This window comes from Nitratireductor thuwali, assembly GCF_036621415.1.
Taxonomy (GTDB): Bacteria; Pseudomonadota; Alphaproteobacteria; order Rhizobiales; family Rhizobiaceae; genus Chelativorans; species Chelativorans thuwali.
The window spans coordinates 1,391,909-1,411,822 of record NZ_CP030941.1; the positions used below are offsets into that span (position 1 = coordinate 1,391,909).

The 19,914-nt window shown below is 63.7% G+C and carries 21 protein-coding genes and 1 tRNA gene; 17 read left to right on the forward strand and 5 right to left on the reverse strand.

The window, feature by feature from the left end; genetic code table 11:
* Positions 1-194: 194 nt before the first annotated feature.
* On the forward strand, positions 195-557 hold the full coding sequence (cpdR, locus tag NTH_RS06615) for a cell cycle two-component system response regulator CpdR (protein WP_338529283.1): 363 nt from the start codon (positions 195-197) through the stop codon (positions 555-557).
* A gap of 21 nt (positions 558-578) precedes the next feature.
* Here the strand turns inward: cpdR and NTH_RS06620 are convergent, their stop codons facing one another.
* The gene (locus NTH_RS06620; RefSeq protein WP_338529284.1) at positions 579-1,706 is read right to left on the reverse strand and encodes a helix-turn-helix transcriptional regulator; all 1,128 of its coding nucleotides are present in this window, start codon (positions 1,704-1,706) and stop codon (positions 579-581) included.
* Between the two features lie 202 nt (positions 1,707-1,908).
* On the opposite strand from NTH_RS06620, the gene NTH_RS06625 reads away from it, so the two are divergent.
* From NTH_RS06625 to NTH_RS06645, 5 genes are all read left to right on the forward strand, one after another.
* A tRNA-Val gene (locus NTH_RS06625) sits at positions 1,909-1,983 on the forward strand.
* A gap of 143 nt (positions 1,984-2,126) precedes the next feature.
* Positions 2,127-2,468: a cupin domain-containing protein gene (locus NTH_RS06630; protein WP_338529285.1), complete on the forward strand. Its 342-nt coding sequence runs from the start codon at positions 2,127-2,129 to the stop codon at positions 2,466-2,468.
* Between the two features lie 19 nt (positions 2,469-2,487).
* Entirely contained in the window at positions 2,488-2,958 is a 471-nt protein-coding gene (gene queF, locus NTH_RS06635; RefSeq protein ID WP_338529286.1) for a preQ(1) synthase, read from the forward strand.
* Positions 2,959-3,039: 81 nt separating this feature from the next.
* A complete protein-coding gene (locus tag NTH_RS06640) occupies positions 3,040-3,357 on the forward strand; it encodes a hypothetical protein (protein WP_338529287.1) in 318 nt (105 codons plus the stop codon).
* Positions 3,358-3,402: 45 nt separating this feature from the next.
* Entirely contained in the window at positions 3,403-3,684 is a 282-nt protein-coding gene (locus NTH_RS06645; RefSeq protein ID WP_338529288.1) for a hypothetical protein, read from the forward strand.
* Between the two features lie 18 nt (positions 3,685-3,702).
* Here NTH_RS06645 and NTH_RS06650 read toward each other — a convergent pair whose 3' ends face one another.
* Complete coding sequence (locus NTH_RS06650) at positions 3,703-4,356, reverse strand: protein-L-isoaspartate(D-aspartate) O-methyltransferase (protein WP_338529289.1); 654 nt, start codon at positions 4,354-4,356, stop codon at positions 3,703-3,705.
* A gap of 258 nt (positions 4,357-4,614) precedes the next feature.
* Between NTH_RS06650 and NTH_RS06655 the strand changes: the two genes are divergently transcribed.
* Positions 4,615-5,778, forward strand: coding sequence for an efflux RND transporter periplasmic adaptor subunit (locus NTH_RS06655; protein ID WP_338529290.1), 1,164 nt, complete (start codon positions 4,615-4,617; stop codon positions 5,776-5,778).
* Positions 5,779-5,794: 16 nt separating this feature from the next.
* Positions 5,795-8,917, forward strand: a complete 3,123-nt coding sequence (locus NTH_RS06660) for an efflux RND transporter permease subunit (RefSeq protein ID WP_338529291.1) — start codon at positions 5,795-5,797, stop codon at positions 8,915-8,917.
* A gap of 9 nt (positions 8,918-8,926) precedes the next feature.
* Here the strand turns inward: NTH_RS06660 and NTH_RS06665 are convergent, their stop codons facing one another.
* Complete coding sequence (locus NTH_RS06665; RefSeq protein ID WP_338529292.1) at positions 8,927-10,168, reverse strand: acyl-CoA dehydrogenase family protein; 1,242 nt, start codon at positions 10,166-10,168, stop codon at positions 8,927-8,929.
* 139 nt (positions 10,169-10,307) lie between these two features.
* Here NTH_RS06665 and NTH_RS06670 point away from each other — a divergent pair, with 139 nt between their 5' ends.
* The 4 genes from NTH_RS06670 (at position 10,308) to NTH_RS06685 (ending at position 13,845) form a co-directional block, all read left to right on the forward strand.
* Positions 10,308-11,123, forward strand: coding sequence for an SDR family oxidoreductase (locus tag NTH_RS06670; protein ID WP_338529293.1), 816 nt, complete (start codon positions 10,308-10,310; stop codon positions 11,121-11,123).
* A gap of 340 nt (positions 11,124-11,463) precedes the next feature.
* Positions 11,464-11,946: a MaoC family dehydratase gene (locus tag NTH_RS06675; protein WP_338529294.1), complete on the forward strand. Its 483-nt coding sequence runs from the start codon at positions 11,464-11,466 to the stop codon at positions 11,944-11,946.
* Positions 11,943-12,971 carry a phosphotransferase family protein gene (locus NTH_RS06680; RefSeq protein ID WP_338529295.1) on the forward strand — a complete coding sequence of 343 codons (1,029 nt, stop codon included), beginning with the start codon at positions 11,943-11,945 and terminating at the stop codon, positions 12,969-12,971. The genes NTH_RS06675 and NTH_RS06680 overlap by 4 nt, the downstream gene beginning before the upstream one ends.
* Before the next feature lie 97 nt (positions 12,972-13,068).
* Complete coding sequence (locus NTH_RS06685) at positions 13,069-13,845, forward strand: SDR family NAD(P)-dependent oxidoreductase (RefSeq protein ID WP_338529296.1); 777 nt, start codon at positions 13,069-13,071, stop codon at positions 13,843-13,845.
* A 127-nt stretch (positions 13,846-13,972) separates the two neighbouring features.
* Here the strand turns inward: NTH_RS06685 and NTH_RS06690 are convergent, their stop codons facing one another.
* Positions 13,973-14,992, reverse strand: a complete 1,020-nt coding sequence (locus NTH_RS06690; RefSeq protein ID WP_338529297.1) for a DUF2156 domain-containing protein — start codon at positions 14,990-14,992, stop codon at positions 13,973-13,975.
* 164 nt (positions 14,993-15,156) lie between these two features.
* On the opposite strand from NTH_RS06690, the gene NTH_RS06695 reads away from it, so the two are divergent.
* Positions 15,157-15,837 (forward strand): helix-turn-helix transcriptional regulator, encoded by a 681-nt coding sequence (locus NTH_RS06695; RefSeq protein WP_338529298.1) that lies wholly within the window; start codon positions 15,157-15,159, stop codon positions 15,835-15,837.
* A 14-nt stretch (positions 15,838-15,851) separates the two neighbouring features.
* Complete coding sequence (locus tag NTH_RS06700; RefSeq protein WP_338529299.1) at positions 15,852-17,258, forward strand: MFS transporter; 1,407 nt, start codon at positions 15,852-15,854, stop codon at positions 17,256-17,258.
* A 2-nt stretch (positions 17,259-17,260) separates the two neighbouring features.
* On the opposite strand, the gene NTH_RS06705 is transcribed toward NTH_RS06700, so the two are convergent.
* The gene (locus tag NTH_RS06705) at positions 17,261-17,713 is read right to left on the reverse strand and encodes a hypothetical protein (RefSeq protein WP_338529300.1); all 453 of its coding nucleotides are present in this window, start codon (positions 17,711-17,713) and stop codon (positions 17,261-17,263) included.
* 388 nt (positions 17,714-18,101) lie between these two features.
* Between NTH_RS06705 and rpsU the strand changes: the two genes are divergently transcribed.
* The 3 genes from rpsU (at position 18,102) to NTH_RS06720 (ending at position 19,866) form a co-directional block, all read left to right on the forward strand.
* Positions 18,102-18,329 (forward strand): 30S ribosomal protein S21, encoded by a 228-nt coding sequence (gene rpsU, locus NTH_RS06710; protein WP_265518582.1) that lies wholly within the window; start codon positions 18,102-18,104, stop codon positions 18,327-18,329.
* Positions 18,330-18,469: 140 nt separating this feature from the next.
* Positions 18,470-19,309 (forward strand): tetratricopeptide repeat protein, encoded by an 840-nt coding sequence (locus NTH_RS06715; protein WP_338529301.1) that lies wholly within the window; start codon positions 18,470-18,472, stop codon positions 19,307-19,309.
* A gap of 68 nt (positions 19,310-19,377) precedes the next feature.
* Entirely contained in the window at positions 19,378-19,866 is a 489-nt protein-coding gene (locus NTH_RS06720) for a DUF992 domain-containing protein (RefSeq protein WP_338529302.1), read from the forward strand.
* The last annotated feature ends 48 nt before the right edge of the window (positions 19,867-19,914 follow it).

Sequence of the window (19,914 nt, forward strand, 5' to 3'; positions counted from 1 at the left end):
GCCCCCGCACATCGTTCATCTTTATTTTCTCCCTTCGACAAGCCTGCCATCACGGCCAATCCCTGTCCAGTGTCCGCGACAGTCTGGCGGTGGGCAAGATATCTCATTCACTTGATATTTACCCTGTCCGAATCATATACGAAGACACTTCGCGGCCGCCGCAAAGGTTGGTCCGGTTTCGTTCGGTAGGCATGATGGCACGAATTCTCCTTGCAGAAGACGATGAAGATATGCGGCGTTTCCTCGTGAAGGCGCTTGAGCGCGCCGGCTATGAGGTCATCGATTTCGACAACGGCGCCGGCGCCTATGCCCGCCTGCGCGAGGAACCCTTCTCGCTGCTCCTGACCGACATCGTCATGCCGGAGATGGACGGCATCGAACTGGCTCGCCGCGCCACGGAGATCGACCCGGACCTCAAGGTCATGTTCATCACCGGCTTCGCCGCCGTGGCGCTCAATCCCGACTCCAACGCACCGCGTGACGCAAAGGTTCTGTCGAAACCTTTCCATCTTCGCGATCTCGTGAACGAAGTGGAAAAGCTGCTGCAGGCGGCTTGAGCGCCATCGCCGGGCGCACGGTCAAAGGGAAAGCCGCGCCAGGAGCAGGCAAAGCTCCGACTGCCGATGTGTTCCCGTCTTCTGGAAAATCGCCTTCATCCGCTGCCGGGCGGTGCCGTGCGATATTCCGTGTTCGAGCGCGGCTTCGAGAAGCGTCCGTCCGTGGAAGAGAGACACGCAGAAGCGCCTCTCCGCAGGCGTAAGGCCGAAATGGCGGGCGAAGCTTTCGATGTCCAGCGGACTGTGGTCGGCCAAACTCTTCATCACGATGAGTACTTGGGTGCGGCGGGGCAGAAGCGTGGGCAGCGAAGCCGTCGAGGGCAGGCGCGCGAAATGAAGGACCCAGGGGCCGTCGGCACCTTCCCACAGACAGCGGCTGGCAGCGGCGGCGGGTGAGCGGCTGAGATCGCGCACGATGCCGGCGACACGCTTGTTCAGACGGCGGTCGGTAAAAGACAAACGGCCGGAGCGACAACGAACCAGGCGCCCCCTCGAAACGTGGTCGATTGCCTGCTCGTTCGTTTCGGTCAACTGCAATGAGCCGTCCACGACAAAAGCCGGGCCGCCATGCCGTTCGACCAGCGCCGATGGTGCAGTCAGCTTCTCTGCTTCGGCATTGAGCGCGCCTGTGATACCGGCGGCCCGTTCGATCACGCCGACGAGGCGGCGGGAGATCTCTGCGGCGGGGACATCGTACTTTTCGGAATATCTTTGCGGATAGTGTATCGGGAAAAATATGACGTCTGTCGGACTCGCGTCCACTTTAAGTCCAACACCGGCGATGACGTCGCCTTGGGGCATGAGCCAGTCGTTGTAATATTCGGTATGCGTAAAGGTTCTGGCGGGCCTGTCCCGTTCTGCCACGAATACGCTTCCGCTTGGCATTCGCGTCCACATCTCGACCCATGGATTGATGTGGCCATAGCGCGCGCAATAGCTGTCTACAAATACCGATTCCATATTGATGATTTCATGAAAATTCACCCGCTCATGGATGAAATCTTGGTTCATCAAGGCTGTGAACCCGCCGGGAAACGCCGAGGAAAAGAGTTCGCAGGCATGGCTCCAAGGGGCAGCCCCGAAACATGCCTGCTCGATGGCTTCGGCGATTTCGGAGGCGACCACATCCAGCTGTCTCTCGTCGTACATCCCCATGTCTCCCCCCAAGACATCGGCAATCTAGACAAAAAAGACTACCATGGATGGAAAGGGCGCGGAATAAGAAACTCGGACGGCGTAGCCGCCTGCGCGTGCGCTCCGTCGCAGCATGCCGTATCGGAAATGGCAGCCACGCGCGGCAACCTTTCTATTGACGCCGCCCGCGATTTTGTGATGTATGCGCGCGTCGGATGGGCGTGTAGCTCAGCGGGAGAGCACTTCGTTGACATCGAAGGGGTCACAGGTTCAATCCCTGTCACGCCCACCATCCACATCAGGCGCTCAGGGTCAGCTTGCATAGTCACCGCCGGGCTCGCCCGACCGGACCGCACATTGCCGCTCGGTGATTGACATTCAGCACCCCGTGCCCGCCAGATGCGGGCAGTCGTGAAACGAGCTGGGGTGGGTCCCATGAAAAAGCATTCCACCGGCGATTCGTGGCGGCCCGACCCGGATCGCTGGCACGGCGAATGGCAGCGGCCTGACACGGGAAGCGGCGTATCGATCATCTTCAACGAAACCGACACGATCGGCTATGGCCCCGCGCTGCACAGCCACCCCTATGCCGAGACCTTCATCGTCAGGAAGGGCAGGGTGCGGTTCGTCGTGGGCAACGAGGTCATCATCGCCACGGAGGGCGACATACTCGTTGCACCGGCAGGCGCGCCTCACCGCTTCGAGAACATGGGGCCGGAGCGGCTGGAGATGATCGACATCCATGCCAGCCCGACCTTCGTCACCGAATGGCTCTAGACCCGCGGATTGCAGGAAAATGACGGAAAAAACCAACATCTACGGGCATCTGACCCAGCTCGGCTCCCCAAGCCCCCTGCCCGGATCGCCTGAAGAGGCCAGGCTGGAGCGGGTGCCGAACCCGCAAGCCGACAGCCCCTATTGCGTGCGTTTCACGGCGCCCGAATTCACGTCGCTCTGCCCGATGACGGGCCAGCCGGACTTTGCCCATCTGGTGATCGACTATGTGCCGGGCCAGTGGCTGGTGGAGAGCAAATCCCTGAAGCTCTATCTCGGCGCATTCCGCAACCACGGCGCGTTCCACGAGGATTGCACCGTCTCCATAGGCAGGCGGCTGGCGGACCTTCTGGAACCCGAATGGCTGCGGATCGGCGGATACTGGTATCCCCGCGGCGGCATACCCATCGATGTGTTCTGGCAAACCGGGCCTGCTCCCGCCTCGGTCTGGATACCCGAGCAGGGCGTGCCGACCTATCGCGGACGGGGATAACGCCATATCGTGGATGGCCGTGAACCGGGCCGGCATTATCTGTTATACTCGTCGACGGATGCCAATTCGGGAGGCTCAAGAATGAACACCGCGAACCTGCAGTTGGAAGGCGTTCTCATGGCCATGGCGGCGCTTTGCCGCCTGATGCGCGAACAGGGACTTGCAACCGGCGACCAGATAGACGGCGTGATGGAGGAGGCCGAGCGGGCGCTCAAGGACGACAAGCTGCGTCCCGCCGCGGTATCGGCCGCCAATGTGGAGGCGGCGCTGTTTCCCCTGCGCTTCCTGCGCGAGGCCAACCGACGGTCGGACGACCCCGAGCATGTCGCTTTCAGCGGTATCGCGACCGCCGTCGGCCAAGCGCGCCGGCAGCCTGCCGCGGCTGACAACGGCCAGTGACTCCTCTCGTGACTTCCACCTGACTGCCCGAGCGAGGAAAGCCGCATGTCGCAAATGACCATTGAGGAACTCGAAGGAGCCCTCCACGCCCAGAGGGAAACGCTTGCGCTTATCCTGGCATGGCTTGCCGACATGGCGGATGACGATGCGGAAGCGCTTTGGGCGGCCATGGAAGAGCGGGCGGAACTGGAGGATCACCAGGAAGACCCGGGCGCCGTTCCAGCCGATGGACTGGCCATCGAGGGGGCGATGATGACGGAGTTCCAGCTCATACTTCGCGCCGCGCGGGCCCGTTTGGCTGAACAAAGGGAAAAAGCCGGCAGATAGACTGTCCGAAGCCGCATCCTATTCGGCGCGCCAGCCCGCGCTGCCCACAAGCGCGACAAAGCGGACGGGCAACAGGTCTTCCTCGCTGGTATTGCCATGTTCGTCGAGCACGACCCGGATGAGCCTCTGCTCCGTCCGGGTGCCGACGGGCATGATGAGCCGCCCTCCGGGCGCAAGCTGCTCCTTCCAGGCCGCTGGAACATCGGGTCCGCCCGCCGCCGCGACGATCGCGTCGAAAGGCGCCTTTTCCGGAAGTCCCAGCGTTCCGTCGCCCTGCACGACGTGCACATTGCCGTAGCCCAGCCGCTGGAGCCTTGCCTGCGCCGCATCGGCCAGTGCCTCGTAGCGCTCGATCGTATGGACCTCTGCGGCGATTTCAGCCATCACCGCGGCCGCGTAGCCCGAGCCGGTCCCGATCTCCAGCACGCGCTCGCCCCGCACCAGGCCCGAAGCTTCGATCATATACGCCACCACATAGGGCTGCGAGATGGTCTGGCCTTCGCCGATGGGCAGCGGCGCGTCGTCATAGGCCGATGCCTTCATATCCTCGGGCACGAACTCATGGCGCGGCACCTTTCGCATCGCCTCCAGCACCGCCCCGTCTCTGATGCCGCCCCCGACGAGATCGCGCTCCACCATCCTGCGGCGGGCCTCGTCGAAATCCCAGATCATCGCCAATCTCCCAGACAGGTCGTCGAGCCACGGGCGCGGGAGCCGAGACACGATCAGCGCCGATCCAGCCACGACATTACAAGCACAGTTTCAAGACGCCACAGCAGGGCATCGGTTCCAACCATTACTGCGATTTAATGATATTCTTGGTGAAATCCGCCGCCGTTTCGGCGTAGGAACATGGGCGCAGGCGGCAACAATCGTTCTGGCCTGGGCACCACCTTCCTTGCCGCACACATTGTTGAGCCGGAGATTTGCATGACCTGGTGGAAACAGCTCCTATTGGGCCTGTTCATTTTAGTGGCCACCATGGCCATCTGGTACCGTTTCGTGCCAGGGGCGGCGCAGATCGTGGCCGAGTGGGGGCTGGGCCAGGGACCGGCCGAGGCTGCGGTTTCCCAAGATGGTGCGCCGGGCAGAGGCGGTGCGCGGCGCGGCGGACCGGGCGGTGCTGGCAGCGCAGTGGTCGTACGGCCCGTCACCGACGCCACGATCAACGATCGCCTTACTGCGATCGGCACCGGCAGGGCGCTCCATTCGGTAGCAGTGCGGCCTTATGCGTCCGGCCGGCTGGTGGAGATCCTGGCCAAACCCGGCGAACCGGTGGAGGCCGGCGCGGTAATCGCGCGGCTGGATGCCGAAGCCGAGGAAATCGCGCTGGATCGCGCCCAGCTTGCCCTCGACGACGCGCAGGCCCGGCTGGAGCGCATTGAGGCCCTCCGCTCCTCCAACACCGTGACCGCCGTCCAGCAGACCGAGGCGGAGCTTCAGGTGCGTAACGCGGCACTGGCGTTGCGCGATGCGCGGCTGGCGCTGGCAAGGCGACAGATAATCGCTCCCATCGGCGGCATGCTGGGCATCCTGCCGGTGTCTTTGGGAGACTATGTCACCTCCTCGTCGGACATCGCCAGGCTCGACGACCGGTCGCAGCTTCTGGTGGATTTCTGGGTGCCCGAAAAATATGCCCGCGCCATCACCGTTGGCGCGCCCCTTGTGGCCGAATCGGTCGCCAGGCCGGGCGAGCGTTATCAGGGCCAGGTTCGGGCCATCGACAACCAGGTCGACGAAGGCAGCCGCACCCTGCGCATCCAGGGCCTTATCGAGAATCCCGGTGACGTACTGCGTTCCGGCATGGCCTTCCAGGTGACGATGCGGTTCGACGGGGAAAGCTTCCCCGCCGTCGATCCGCTCTCGATCCAGTGGGGCAGCGACGGCGCCTATGTCTGGGTCGTTCGCGACGGCGTCGCCCGGAGAACGCCGGTGCGCATCGTCCAGCGCAACGCCGATCTCGTGCTCGTGGACGGCACCTTCGAAGACGGCGACCAGGTGGTCACCGAGGGCGTGCATTCGGTCCGCGAGGGCCAGAAGGTGATGGTCGCCGGAGACGAGGCCGGCAACGGCGGCGCCGGCCGTGGCTCGTGACGAAGGCGGAAATCCGATGAGCAAAGAGACGATCTCCGACACCGCAGCGGGAAGCACGGCGCTTTTCGTTCGCCGCCCCGTTCTGGCCTTCGTTTTCAACATGCTGATCACCGTGGCGGGCCTTGCCGCGCTCTACGGCGTCGAGGTCCGGGAACTGCCGGATGTGGACCGTCCCGTTATCTCCATCACCACGCGTTTCGACGGCGCGGCGGCCGAGACCATCGACCGCGAGATCACCACCTTCGTCGAAGGCGCCGTCGCCCGCATCGCGGGTGTGACCTCCATTTCCTCCTCATCCTCGTTCGGCAGAAGCCGCGTGACGGTTGAGTTCAGCGAAAGCGTCAACCTGGACACCGCCGCATCGGATGCACGGGACGCCGTCGGCCGCATTCAGAACCAGCTTCCTGAAGATGCCGACACCCCTACGGTCGTCAAAGCCGACGAGAATTCCGACGCCGTGATGCGTCTGGCCGTCGTCTCCGACAACCTGTCGATTGAGGACATGACCGTCTTTGTCGAAGACGAGATCGTCGACAAGCTCGCTGCCGTTCCCGGCGTTGCCGATGTTCAGGTTTACGGAGATCGCAACAAGATATTCCGCGTCGATGTCGACCAGACCCGCCTCGCCAGCAAGGGCTTCACCATTGGCGACATCGGCAGTGCGCTTGCCGGTGTTTCCTTCGACACGCCCGCCGGCTCGCTCTCCAGCAACACGCAGGAACTGATCGTCCGGGCCTCAGCCTCGGTGCGGACGGCGGAGGATTTCGAGAACATCCAGCTGACGAAGAACGTCCGGCTTGCCGACGTCGCCACCGTGACGCTGGGGCCGGATACCGGCGAAAGCCGGCTCCGCGCCAACGGTGCGCCGGGCATCGGCCTCGGCATTGTAAGGCAGGCGCAGTCAAACACGCTCGACATCTCCGAAGGCGTGCGCGCGGCGGTCGAGGCTCTGCGGCCGGACCTGCCGCAAGGCATGTCGATCTCGATCTCCAGCGACGACGCCACCTTCATCAAGGGCGCGATCAGCGAAGTCGAAATCGCGCTTGGCATCTCCGTGACAGTGGTTCTCCTGGTGATCTATGTCTTCCTGCGGGACATTCGGGCCACGATCATTCCCGGCGTCGCCATCCCGGTGGCGCTCATCGGCACCGTCGCCGCTATCTACCTGGCGGGTTTTTCCATAAACATCCTGACGCTGTTGGCGCTTGTGCTGGCGACGGGGCTTGTCGTCGACGACGCAATCGTCGTGCTGGAAAACATCGTGCGCCGGCGCAATATGGGAATGGGCCCTCGCGCGGCCGCCGTCCTTGGAACGAAGGAGGTGTTCTTCGCCGTCATAGCGACCACGGCCACGCTGGTCGCCGTATTCGTCCCGCTCTCCTTCCTGCCGGGACAGGCAGGCGGGCTCTTCCGCGAATTCGGTTTCGTGCTCGCGATTTCGGTCTTTCTGTCCTCCATCGTCGCCTTGTCGTTGTGTCCCATGCTTGCGTCGCGCATGCTGGCGGCGGGCAACGCCGACGGCACCCGTCAGGGCGGCCGGCTCGGCTGGCTCGGCGGCAAGCTGGCCCGCCTCTATGCGCGCACACTTCGTTTCAGCCTCAATGCGCCGGCCATCATCCTGCTCGTTTCGGCGCTCTTTGCCGGCATCGCGTTCAGCCTCTACGGGACGATCAAGAACGAGCTGACGCCCGCCGAAGACCGGTCGCTGGCCTTCATGCGAGTCTCGGCTCCACAAGGTGTCAGCCTCGATTATCTCGCCGATCAGATGCGCCGGGTGGAAGCCCTGCTCGCGCCGCTGCGCGAGGGGGGCGACATCCGCAGCACATTCTCCGTCATCGGAATGGGCGGCACCAACAGCGGTTTCCTGGTGCTCGGCCTTGCGCCATGGGAAGAACGCGAACGAAGCCAGCAGGACATCCTGAACGAGGTCAATGCGCTTGCACGCAAGGTGCCGGGCGTCCGCGCCTTCGCCTTCCAGCCAAACAGCCTGGGAATCCGCGGCTCGGGCAGCGGCCTCCAGTTCGCCGTGGCCGGGTCGAACTATGACAGGCTGACGGAAGCCGCCACCAACATCGTGGCCGCCATGGAGAAGGATCCGCGCTTTCAGCAGTCTCGCCTCTCCCGTGACACCACCCAGCCGCAGTTGCGCGTCGACATCGACCGCCAGCGCGCATCCGACCTCGGCATCGACATTGGCGGTCTCGGCACATCGATCCAGGCATTGCTCGACGGCCGCAAGGTCGGCACCGTCTTCATCGAAGACAAGAGCATCGACATAAAGCTGCTGTCGACGACCAACCCGGTCAACGACCCGACCGACCTGGAGAACATATTCGTGAAGACGGGTGACGGACGCTTCGTGCCGCTCGCCACGATAACCTCGCTCAGCGAACAGGCAGTGCCGCCTTCGCTCTCGCGCGAACAGCAGGCGCGCATCGTGGCAGTGACCTCCGCGCTCGCCGACGATTTCGCGCTGGGCGACGCCCTGGCCGCCGCCCGGGAAATCGCTGAGCCTTACCTGCCGGAGGGAAGCCGCATCATTCCTCTAGCCGAAGCCGCCTCGCTGGGCGAGACCGCCAACAGCATGTTCACCATCTTCGGCTTCGCCATCGTCATCATCCTGCTCGTTCTGGCCGCCCAGTTCGAGAGCTTCGTCAGCGCGCTCATCATCCTGGTGACGGTTCCGCTCGGGCTTGCCTGCGCGATCTTCGCGCTGATCTTTACGGGCACCAGCCTCAACGTCTACAGCCAGATCGGGCTCGTGCTCCTCGTCGGCATCATGGCCAAGAACGGGATCCTGATCGTCGAGTTCGCCAACCAGCTCCGCGACCGTGGCCTGGGCGTGCGCGAAGCCGTCGAGCAGGCCTCGCTGATCCGCCTGCGGCCGGTGGCGATGACCATGATCTGCACCGTGGTCGGCGGTCTGCCGCTGGTGCTGGCCAGCGGGGCGGGAGCCGAGGCCCGCATCGCGCTTGGCTGGGTCATCGTCGGCGGGCTCGGGCTTTCGGCCCTGTCGACCCTCTACCTGACGCCGGTGGCCTACCTGCTCCTGGGCCGCTTCATCACCCCGAAAGTCGAGGAAGAGGCACGTCTCGAGCGCGAACTCACCCACGCTGCGGACGCTTCACGCGCGCACTGAACGCGGATTTCACAGAGGCTGCTGCGTGTACTTCCTGAGTTCCGCGCGCGCCACCTGACGGCGGTGAACGGCGTCGGGGCCATCGGCCAGCCGCAGCGTGCGCAGATGCGTCCACGCCCGCGCCAGCGGCGTGTCCTGGCTGATGCCCTGCCCGCCATGCATCTGAATGGCCTCGTCGGTCACCTTCAGCGCCACCTGCGGCGCAACCACCTTGATCTGGCTGATCCAGGGCGCGGCCGCGCGCCTGTCTCCCTGATCCATCATCCATGCCGCCTTCAGGCACAGGAGCCGCGCCATCTCGATCTCCATGCGGCATTCTGCGATGATGTCGTAGTTGGCGCCGAGTTCGGCGAGCCTCTTGCCGAACGCTTCGCGCCGCAGCGCGCGCTGGCACATCAGCTCCAGCGCGCGCTCGGCCTGGCCGATCGCCCGCATGCAATGGTGGATGCGCCCGGGCCCCAGCCGCCCCTGCGCGATGGCGAAACCCTGCCCCTCCCCGACGAGGAGGTTCGAGGCCGGCACGCGCACATTCTCGAACCGCAAATGCATATGGCCGTGCGGCGCGTCATCGTCGCCATAGACCGTCATCGGACGCAACTTCGTAACGCCGTGCGTGTCGGACGGAACGAGGATCATCGAGTGCTGCTCGTGCTTCGGCCGGCTGCCGTCCGGCGTGCGCACCATCACGATGTAGATCGCGCAGCGCGGGTCTCCCGCACCCGAGGCCCACCATTTTTCGCCGTTGAGCACGTATGAATCGCCATCGCGCTCGCAACGCATGGCGACGTTGGTCGCATCCGACGACGCCACGTCCGGCTCCGTCATCAGATAGGCGGAGCGGATCCGGCCCTCCAGCAGCGGCGCCAGCCACCGCTCCTTGTGCTCGTCGGCGCCGTAGCGTTCCAGCACCTCCATATTGCCCGTGTCCGGCGCCGAACAGTTGAAGGTTTCCGCCCCCAGATGCGCCTTCCCCATTTCCTCCGCCAGATAGGCGTATTCGACCGTGGTCAGGCCGTAGCCCCGCTCCGAGTCCGTAAGCCAGAAGTTCCATAATCCGCGTTCGCGGGCCTTCACCTTGAGCCCCTCGAGGATTTCGGTCTGACGCGGCGTGTAGGACCAGCGGTCGCCGTCGCGCCCGATTTCGGCAAGGAACTCCTCGTCGGCCGGCATGATCTCATCGCGCACCATGCGCACGACCTGCTCGTGAACCGGCTTCAGGCGATCGCTCATGCCAAGATTCATGCCGTCCATACGTTCCTCCCTGTTGAGCAGATCGCTTTTCCACGCGGCGGCGCGTTTCCAGCCTTTACGGATGCGCGAATGGTGAACAGACTGGCCTTGTTGTCAATGTCGCCTGCAAGCGAAAGCGAGCACGAACGGAAGCGCCTTCATGAACTATTTCGAGCATCTCTTTTCCCTTTCTGGAAAAATAGCCCTCGTTACCGGAGGAGCTTCGGGGATCGGCCATATGGCCGCAACCGCTATGGTGCAGGCCGGCGCCCATGTCATGATCGCGTCGCGGCGTGGCGAGGAGTGCGAGCAGGCGGCGAGCGCTCTGAACGAACTCGACGCGCCCGGCAGTGCCGAAGGCTTTGCCGGCGATGTCGGATCGGAAAGCGGCGTGGCGGACCTTTCCGCCGAGGTCGCCCGGCGCACGGACCGGCTGAACATCCTGTTCAACAATGCTGGCCTTAGCTGGGGCGAGAATATCGAGAGCTTCCCCTACCACGCCTGGGCGCGGGTGATGAACGTCAACGTAGCCGGCCTCTTTCATCTCACCCGCGAATTGCTGCCATTGCTGGAAAAGGCGGCAAGCCCCGCCGATCCCGCGCGCATCGTCAATCTGGGGTCGGTGATGGGCACGCAGCCTATTGCCGATGGGGCTTATTCCTACTCTGCCTCCAAGGCCGCTGTTCACCACCTGACCCGGATACTGGCACACGAGCTCGCCGGGCGCAGCATCACCATCAACGCGTTCGCGCCCGGCCCCTTCAAGAGCCGCATGACGGAGTTTGCCACGGGATCTGAGGAAAAGGCCGCCAAGGTAGGCGCCCGGGTGCCCCTTGGCCGCATCGGCACGCCCGATGACATTGCCGGAGCGACACTGTATCTGTGCTCGCGGGCGGGCAGCTACGTCACCGGAGCGATCCTGCCGATCGATGGCGGCCAATCGGCCCAGCATGGAATGAAATTGTTCAGGGACTAGGGTCAGGACCTATTGATGTTGCTTGATTGGTATGAGTCAATTTGCCTGGAGAGGAGGCGCAAGCCTGCAGGAAACCATCCGGTTTTCAAAGGCTTGCAACGCTCTCTCCAGGCAAATTGGCCATATCCCGAAGGGACGGACGATGGACTTTGAACTGCCGCGTCGAGCCGCTTGGACGGGCATGAGCCCGCCCGGCGCATCTCTCCTTGCATTTCCGTGTCCATCGTCCGCCAATCAAGTAACATCAATAGGTCCTGACCCTAGAGCGCGATGGCGATTCGACGAAGCGCCGTCATGAACTAGATCATTGGGACGCAATACGGAGTCGAAACACCCACCCATGGAAACAATCTCCATAGATGCTGCAAAGGCGCTTATCGGCAAGGAAGTCGGCGTGTCTCACTGGCGGCAGGTGTCGCAAGAGATGATCGACCAGTTCGCGGCAGCGACCGACGACCATCAATGGATTCATACCGATCCCGAGCGCGCCGCACGCGAGACGCCGTATGGCGGCACGATCGCCCATGGGTTCCTGTCACTGTCGCTTCTGTCGACCATGGTGTTCGAGGCGGTGCCACGGCTGGAATGTACCGCGATGGGGGTCAATTTCGGCTTTGACCGCATAAGGTTTCTCAACCCCGTCAAGTCGGGCGCCCGTGTGCGCGCCCGTTTCGAACTGGGCGACCTCAAGGTGCGCCCTTCCGGGATCGTCGAAGTCCATTACGATGTCACAGTGGAGATCGAAAACAGCCTGAAACCCGCGCTGACCGCGCGCTGGCTGACGCTCGCCATGCCTGATCGCAGCGGGGAAAGCGCGGCATGATAGTTCGGCAGGAAGTGGCAGCCGAAGATATCGCGCCCTACCTCAAGGCGCATATCGAAGGTTTCCACGGCCTCCGGTCGATCGAAAAGTTCAGCTCCGGCCAGTCGAACCCGACCTATCTGCTCAAGGCTGCCAGCGGAGACTATGTGCTCCGCGCTAAGCCGCCCGGAAATCTTCTGAAGTCCGCGCATCAGGTGGACCGCGAGTATCGCGTGATGGCGGCGCTGCAGGGCACCGCGGTGCCCGTTCCGCGCGTCCTCCACCTTAGTTCGGACGGCACGCCCATCGGCCGGATGTTTTTCGTCATGGAACGCGTGCCGGGCCGCATCTTCTGGGATCCAGCCTTGCCGGAAGCCAGCGGCAACGACGAAAGGGCTGCGATCTACGATGCCATGAACGAGCTTTTGGCGGATCTCCACAATGTCGATCCGGCTGCGGCTGGCCTTGGAGACTATGGGCGGCCGGGCAACTATTTCGCCCGTCAGCTCAGGCGTTGGCGCGACCAGTACCGCGCAACCGAAACCGCCACTGTGCACGATGTCGATACGTTGATCCGATGGCTGGACGAGAACCTGCCGGAAGAAGACGGCCAGATGTCTCTGGTGCATGGCGACTTCCGGCTCGACAACATGATTTTCGCTGCTGATGAACCGAAAGTGGCCGCGCTCATCGATTGGGAACTGTCCACCCTCGGCCACCCGACGGCGGACCTTGCCTACCAGTGCATGCAGTGGCGGCTGCCGCATTCCTCGAGCTTCAAGGGCCTCGGCGGCATCGACAGGAAGCGGCTCGGCCTGCCCACCGAGGAGGCATATGTCGAACAATACGCCCGACGTCGCGGGCTCACCCGGATCGACGACTGGACCTTTTGCCTCGCCTTCTCCTTTTTCCGGCTGGCGGCCATCTGCCAGGGCGTCTACAAGCGGGCGCTTGACGGCAACGCCTCCAACCCCGACAAGGCGGAAAGCTATGGCCGCATGGTCGGGCTTTTAGCCGGACTGGCGGTAGAAGTGGCCGAAGCGTGAAACAGGAACAAGCCTGATGCGTTCCTGCTCATATTCAGCTTGATGGGGCGTTCCGATTCGTTCGCCCTTGGGGATAAAAGAAAAGAGGGGCGCTGCGATGGCGCGTTTTGACGGTCTGACGGTTCTCCTGACGGGAGCAACCGGCGGCTTCGGGGGCGAAATGGCCCGGCGCCTGGCGTCAGAGGGTGCAAATCTCGTATTGTCGGACCTTGATGCGCAGCGGCTGGAACAAATGGCCGCCGCCCTCGATGCGCAAACCGCAACGCTGGCCGGGGACATCACGAACGAGAGCCTTTCGGAGCAACTTGTTGCCCTGGCCTTGGCGCGTTTCGGCCGGATCGACATTGCCATCAACAATGCCGGCATAGCCCAGCCATTCGTCAGGTTTCACCTGATCCCCTCCGAGGACGCGCGCCGCGTCATCGAGGTCGATCTTTTGGGCGTCTTCTATGCGATGAAGCACCAATTGCCGGCGATGGAACGCCAGCACAGGAAAACCGGGCGCAAGGGCACGATCGTCAACGTGGCCTCGGTCGCCGGCCTTGTCGGGGCCCCGCGGCTGGCGGCCTATTCGGCAGCCAAACACGGGGTGCTGGGCCTGACGCGCACGGCGGCGGCGGAATACGCCGCGAAGGGGATACGCGTGAATGCGGTCTGTCCCTCCTTCTCGCGCACCGACATGGTGACGGACATGCTCAAACTCTCGCCAGCCAGTCCGGGCAAGGCGGAAGCCGACCTGACGCACGGCGTCCCCATGAAACGGCTGGCCGAGATCGATGAAGTGATCGAGATCATCCTCTTCGCCGCAGACCCCGCCAACAGCTTCATGACCGGTCAGGCCCTGGCTGCCGATGGCGGCATCACCGCATTATAGGTCAGTTCACCGTTTCACGAAAACGCCTAACTGATCTAACTGTCTGATTTTACGCAATTCCGGACCGAAAAAATCGATACCCAATCTTCGGACCGATGCTGTAGGCGGCGGGGCGACCACCTGAGCCTTACATCACGCCGCAGGCACGGATGAGCTTCAGAAGGCGCGGGAGCGAGGGCCGCGTGTTCATCGCGCAATAGGTCTGGCGGCTGGCGCCTCCGTAGCTCTCCTTGTGCCTGGCAAGTGTTTGCGAGGGATAGATGACGCGTTGCGCAAGCGCGTTGGTGTGGAGCAGGCGGAAGGCCCGCTTGGTGAGCCAGTCCTTGGGGAAGTCCTTTTCGTCGATTCGGTGAAAAGGCATCAGGCCGAGATAAAGCCGAGGCACACCCTCCGCCTTCAGCGCTTCGATGGCGTGGCGCACGAGAAAATGGGCGGCCAGCGGATCGGCATCCGGCAGCCAGCGGCGTGTCGCCGAAAGATAACCGACCGGTTCGCCCTCCCGGAACAGCGGATCGAAGAATGCGAAGGCGACCGGCTTGCCCTTCCTGTCGAGGAGAAAGAACTTGCGAACTTCCGGCTCATCCACCAGTTGCACCGGCCGTACGAGGAAGGAAAGCTCCCGCCTGCGGGTCGTGCGGGTACGGCGCCAGCCGATCGATATGGCTTGGAGGTCGTGCGGGTCGAACGCGGATGCCGGCATTTCAGCCGCACGATGCCCGGTACCCGACAAGCGGTTCAGGGCCGTCCGGAAACTGCGTTTTCGGGGGCCGGTGAAGTCGTAGGTGTCGAGATCGAGCCAACTCTCCAGCCCAAGCTCGTTGACGGAGAAGCCCCGCGCCGCAAGCAGCGACGCCATGTCGCGTGATGTCTGCCAGAACGTCACGTCCTGCATCGCAGCGACAAAGGCATCGACAAGGTCGGGCCATTGTTCGCAGGGCGCCAGCGGATCGCCCAGCACATAGGCCGTTTGACCGACCATCCTGTAGGCAAGAAAGCCTGCATGATCACCAAAATGGCGCATGCCAGGCTGGAAAGCCGCCGAATAGGCCAGCGCGAAGGAGCCATGCCGCCGCAGCGCATCGAGCCTGGCTTGCGGTGACGGGTTGAAGTCGGCCCGCCAGCTCGGCAGGGCGGCCATGTAGTTCATGTGCTGCACATCCGTCCACAGGCCCCCGTCGCCAACGCATGCATCTGTTTGGCCGGTTTGACAATATGGTCGCCGCCATTTCCACCACTTCCGGTTGCATATGCCGTGGATGCCGTTGACATTAAAGAAACCGGATGATTTCTTTAATGCCGATGGAGGTAGCGATGCAGACGGATCCACGAATTGAGCAGACCCATGAACAGGCGCAGGGCGGGGAGCGCATCCTGTTCGTTCTGAAGACCAAGGGAGCGATGACGGCGCAGCATCTGGCCAGCAGGCTGGGTGTTTCGGTGGTGGCGGTCCGCAAGCAGCTGGCACGGCTGGAAAGCGAGGGGATGACCACCTACCGCGAGATGACCGAAGGCCGGGGCCGGCCCGAAAGGCTCTGGCGGCTGACCCCCGAAGGGCATGAGCGCTTCCCCGACAGCCATTCCGAGCTGACACTGGAGCTGATCTCCGCCGTGCGCTCCGTATTCGGCGAGGCCGGGCTGGACCGGCTGATAGCGGCCCGCGAGGAAACGGCACGCAAGCTCTATGGCGACGCGATTCCGCACGGGGAAAGCCTCGAATCCAGGGTGGAGACGCTGGCCAGGCTGCGGCAGCGGGAAGGCTATATGGCTGAGGTGACGGACCTTGGCGACGGCGCCCTGCTGCTGGCCGAGAACCATTGCCCGATATGTGCGGCGGCCACGGCATGCCAGGGCTTCTGCCGGTCGGAGCTCGCTGTGTTCCGCGCTGTCCTGGGCGACAGCGTGTCGGTCACGCGCACCGATCACGTTCTGGCCGGCGCCAGGCGATGTGCCTATCGCATTGAACCGGCAAGCGGCAAGGGCACAGCCAACTGACAGGACACATGGAAATGTCGCAGTCACAGCACGGCGCAACGCCGGCCGTCGATGCCCGTTGGGCCGGCATCCTGAAAACCGGTTATCTCGGGCAATTCGCGCTTCTTTGCCTTGGCATCTGGCTCCATGCGGCCGATTCCCTGGTGGTGGCAACGGCAATGCCGGCAGCCGTGGCCGAGATCGGCGGCGACCGGTTCGTGAGCTGGGCGCTGTCGCTCTATCTCCTGGGCTCCATCCTTAGCGGAGCGGGGGCAGCCCTGTGCGCCACCGCCTTCGGGCTTCGCCGTGCCTTCGTGATCGCGGCATTGGTCTACGCGGCGGGATGTGCGACGAGCGCCATGGCCCCGGAGATCATGGTCATGCTGGCGGGGCGTCTCGCCCAGGGCCTCGGCGGAGGACTGCTCGTCGCGCTCACCTATGTCGCCGTCCAGCGGCTGTTCCCGCGTGAGATGTGGCCCCGCCTGATAGCCCTCATGTCGGCCATCTGGGGCGCGGCCGCCTTCACCGGCCCGCTGATCGGCGGCTTCTTTGCAGATCTCGGCCTGTGGCGCTGGGCCTTCTGGTCCTTTGGCGTGCAGGCGCTGGTTCTGGCGGTCCTGGTGCCTGCGCTCATGACACCGAGCACAACGCGCACCGTGCCTTCGCCCCGCTTTCCCCTGATGAGACTGGCCCTTCTGTCGGCCTCGGTGCTTCTCGTGGCCGCGGCGGGTGTCACGCTTTCCCCCGCCACATCGCTGCCGATGCTGGCCGGCGGCGCAGCCTTCTTCGTGCTGTTCCTGAAAAACGACGCCAGTCGCGGCACCGAGCGGATGTTTCCCGTTTCCGCCTTCTCCATGAATTCGCTGCTCGGCGCGGGCTTTGTCGCCAATCTGGCGCTGGGTGCGGCCGCCATGTCGCTGACCGTCTACGGACCGTTCATCCTCAACCGCCTTCACGGGGTGACGGCACTGGGCGTCGGGCTGATTATCGCAGCCGAGTCCGTCGCGTGGAGCCTGGCCGCGGTCGCCTTTGCCGGCACCGGCGAAGCGGGGGAGAAATTCCTGATCCGCATCGGAGCACTGATGATCCTGTTCGCCATTGCAGTGCTCGGACCGCTGATGGCCGGCGGGCCGATCTGGGCGGTCGCGCTGGCGGCGGTCGTCCAGGGCGCCGGTTTTGGGATGCTGTGGGGTTTTCTCATCCGCCGGGTCGTTGCGGCGGCGGCGGAAGAAGACCGCGACAGCGCCTCCGCAGCCATGCCCACGACGCAGCAGATCGCCTTCGCCCTGGGCGCCGCGCTTTCCGGTATCGTCGCCAACCAGGCCGGCTTCACCGAAGGCGGCAGCGCATCGATGGCCAATGTTGCGCTATGGGTCTTCGCCGCTTTCGTTCCGGTTGCGGCCCTGGGCGCCGCTGCGGCCTGGCGGGTGGCGAAAGACTAGGCCTATTTCTTGCGATCTCTGCCTCTGCCTGGAGACCCGGCGTGGGACGACGAGGTCACCGAAATCGGATCGCTGGCCGGGAAAGTGTCGTCAAGCCCTTCATCGAGTTCCTCGTCGTGCTCGTGATCCTTCTCAGGCTTCTTGGCGAACTCGTCGGGTGCGCCGGTGCGCGTGGCCCGCGTCACCGAAACCGGGTCGCTGGCCGGAAAGGTCTCTTTCAGGCCTTCTTCCAGTTCTTCGTCGTGCTCATGGTCCCCGCCCGGCTTTTCCTTCGCAAATTCGCCGGGAGCGCCGGTGCGGGTCGTTTGCGTCACCGAAACGGGGTCGCTGGCCGGAAATGTCTCTTCCAGCCCTTCTTCCAGTTCCTCGTCGTGCTCGTGGTCCTTTGCAGGCTCCTTCTTTCCCGCGTCCTTGCCCATCTTCTTGGTCGTGTCCGACTTGCGGTCCGCTTGCATATCAACGCCTCCATCTGCCTTGTGGAAACGCCCCAGCACAGGCCGGGTTCCACGGGAACGAACGGTGCCTGCCGGCTGCTGGCGAGCTCCGGGCGGACGGCCCGCCGGTGCCGATTTGCAGCGCCCGATAAAGTCGCCAAGGCAGCGCCCGCTTCCAACGCCGCGAGCTTCCATTGCCTGTATGATGATGCTTGTCGACCGGAAGCCGGTTCGTCTCAGCGGCACCGTCCCTGCAGAACCGCTCCAGCTTGCGTTCCAAGCCAGAAAATTCTCGACAAGTGCGCCGCCGTCTGCTATTTGCCGCCCCATTTCGCGGTGGTGCGCTGTCGCGAGACTATGGCCTGTGGAATTCAGGCACTTCGTATCAACGCTATGACAGGAAGACCCGGTGCAGGTACTCGTCCGCGACAACAATGTTGACCAGGCGCTTCGCGCGCTCAAGAAAAAGATGCAACGCGAAGGCATTTTCCGCGAGATGAAGATGCGTGGGCATTATGAAAAGCCTTCGGAGAAGCGTGCGCGCGAGAAGGCCGAAGCCGTTCGCCGCGCCCGTAAGCTGGCTCGCAAGCGCGCCCAGCGCGAAGGCATTGTCGGCGGGCGTCCAGCGGCGCGCTGAGTGCCGCTATTTCGTCCTTTTCCGGCTCTACATGGAAGGTGGCGCGATGAGCTTGTCGCAGCCGCCTTTTTTGTTGCATCACGTGTCGGGGTGAAATTCCGGGCGTGGCAGCCAACCATATGAAACGGATGGTAGGGTTCATGACTGGAGCGAGAACGGGATTGCAAATCAGTTTCCACAAGCTGGCGGGAACGCTGGCACTGGTAGCCCTTCTTGCCGGCTGCCAGGCGAGCGAGACGTTGAGCGATCTCAGCCGGATAGATACCGCACAGGGCTCGGCCGAGAATATCGGTTCCCTGACCGCCGTCATCCAGCGTACCCCCAACGATCCCGAGGCCTATAACGTCCGGGGCGCAGCCTATGGCCGGGCCGGCCGCTACCGGGAGGCGCTGGAGGATTTCGACAAGGCCATCGCCCTAGATCCAGGCTCCCACCGGGCTTACGCCAACCGCGCGCTCATCTATCGGTATATGGGTGAACAGCAAAAGGCGCTGGCCGATTACAACAGGGCAATCGAGCTCAATCCGGCTTATGATACCGCCTATATCGGACGCGGCGAACTCTATCGCATGGCCGGCCGGTCGAGCGACGCCTTCCGTGATTTCGAGCGCGCCATCCAGCTCGACACGGCCGACCCGCGGGCCTATCACCGCCGCGGCCTGCTCTACCAGGCCAGCGGTCAGCACCAATATGCCATCGAGGACTTCGCCACCGCCATATCGCTCGCGCCGGATCAGCCCTACGGCTACAATGGCCGCGGCCTTTCCTATCTGGCGCTTGGCGACGATGAAAACGCCTTCGCCGATTTCAACACGGCCCTCCGGCTCGACGGTGAGATAGCCGAAAGCTGGGCCAATCAGGCGCTTGTCTACGAACAGCAGGGCCAGATGGCGAAAGCGGCAAAGTCATATTCCCGCGCGCTGCAGCTCGACCCCGAGTACGCGCCGGCGCGCGACGGACTGGCGCGCACCCGCGCCTGAGCCGATCCCTTCGGAACAATGGTCGCCTGTTTCCGTTTATCCGCAACAACGGAACAGGAGTTGATCATATGAGGCAGAGGCTCATCGCGGCGCTCGGCGCGGCGTTTTTGCTGTCGGCCGGCGCACTGCCCACCGCCGCCCAGGACAGGATCGAGTTGGGAATGCTTGACTGCATCATCGGTGGCGGGATGAATATCGCCATCATCACTTCCGAAGAACTCTCCTGCACCTTCGATCCCGCCGATGATTCCAGCCCACCGGAAACCTATGTCGGCGTGGTCAACAAGTTCGGCCTCGACATCGGCGCCACCAGCGAAAAGGTCATGCGCTGGCTCGTCGTGGCTCCGACTGCCGATGCCTATGCACCGGGCGCGCTTGCCGGCGACTATGTGGGCGCAAGTGCCGAGGTGACCGCCGGTGTGGGTGCCGGCGCCAACGTGCTCGTCAGCCAGTCCGGTGAAAACCTCATGCTGCAGCCCATCAGCCTGCAGGCTCAGACCGGCCTCAATCTGGCCGTCGGCGTAAGCGGGCTCCAACTGCGCTCGACCGCTCAATAGGGCGCGGTACGGCTGTGCGACTACAACTTTCAACCGAAAGAAAAGCCC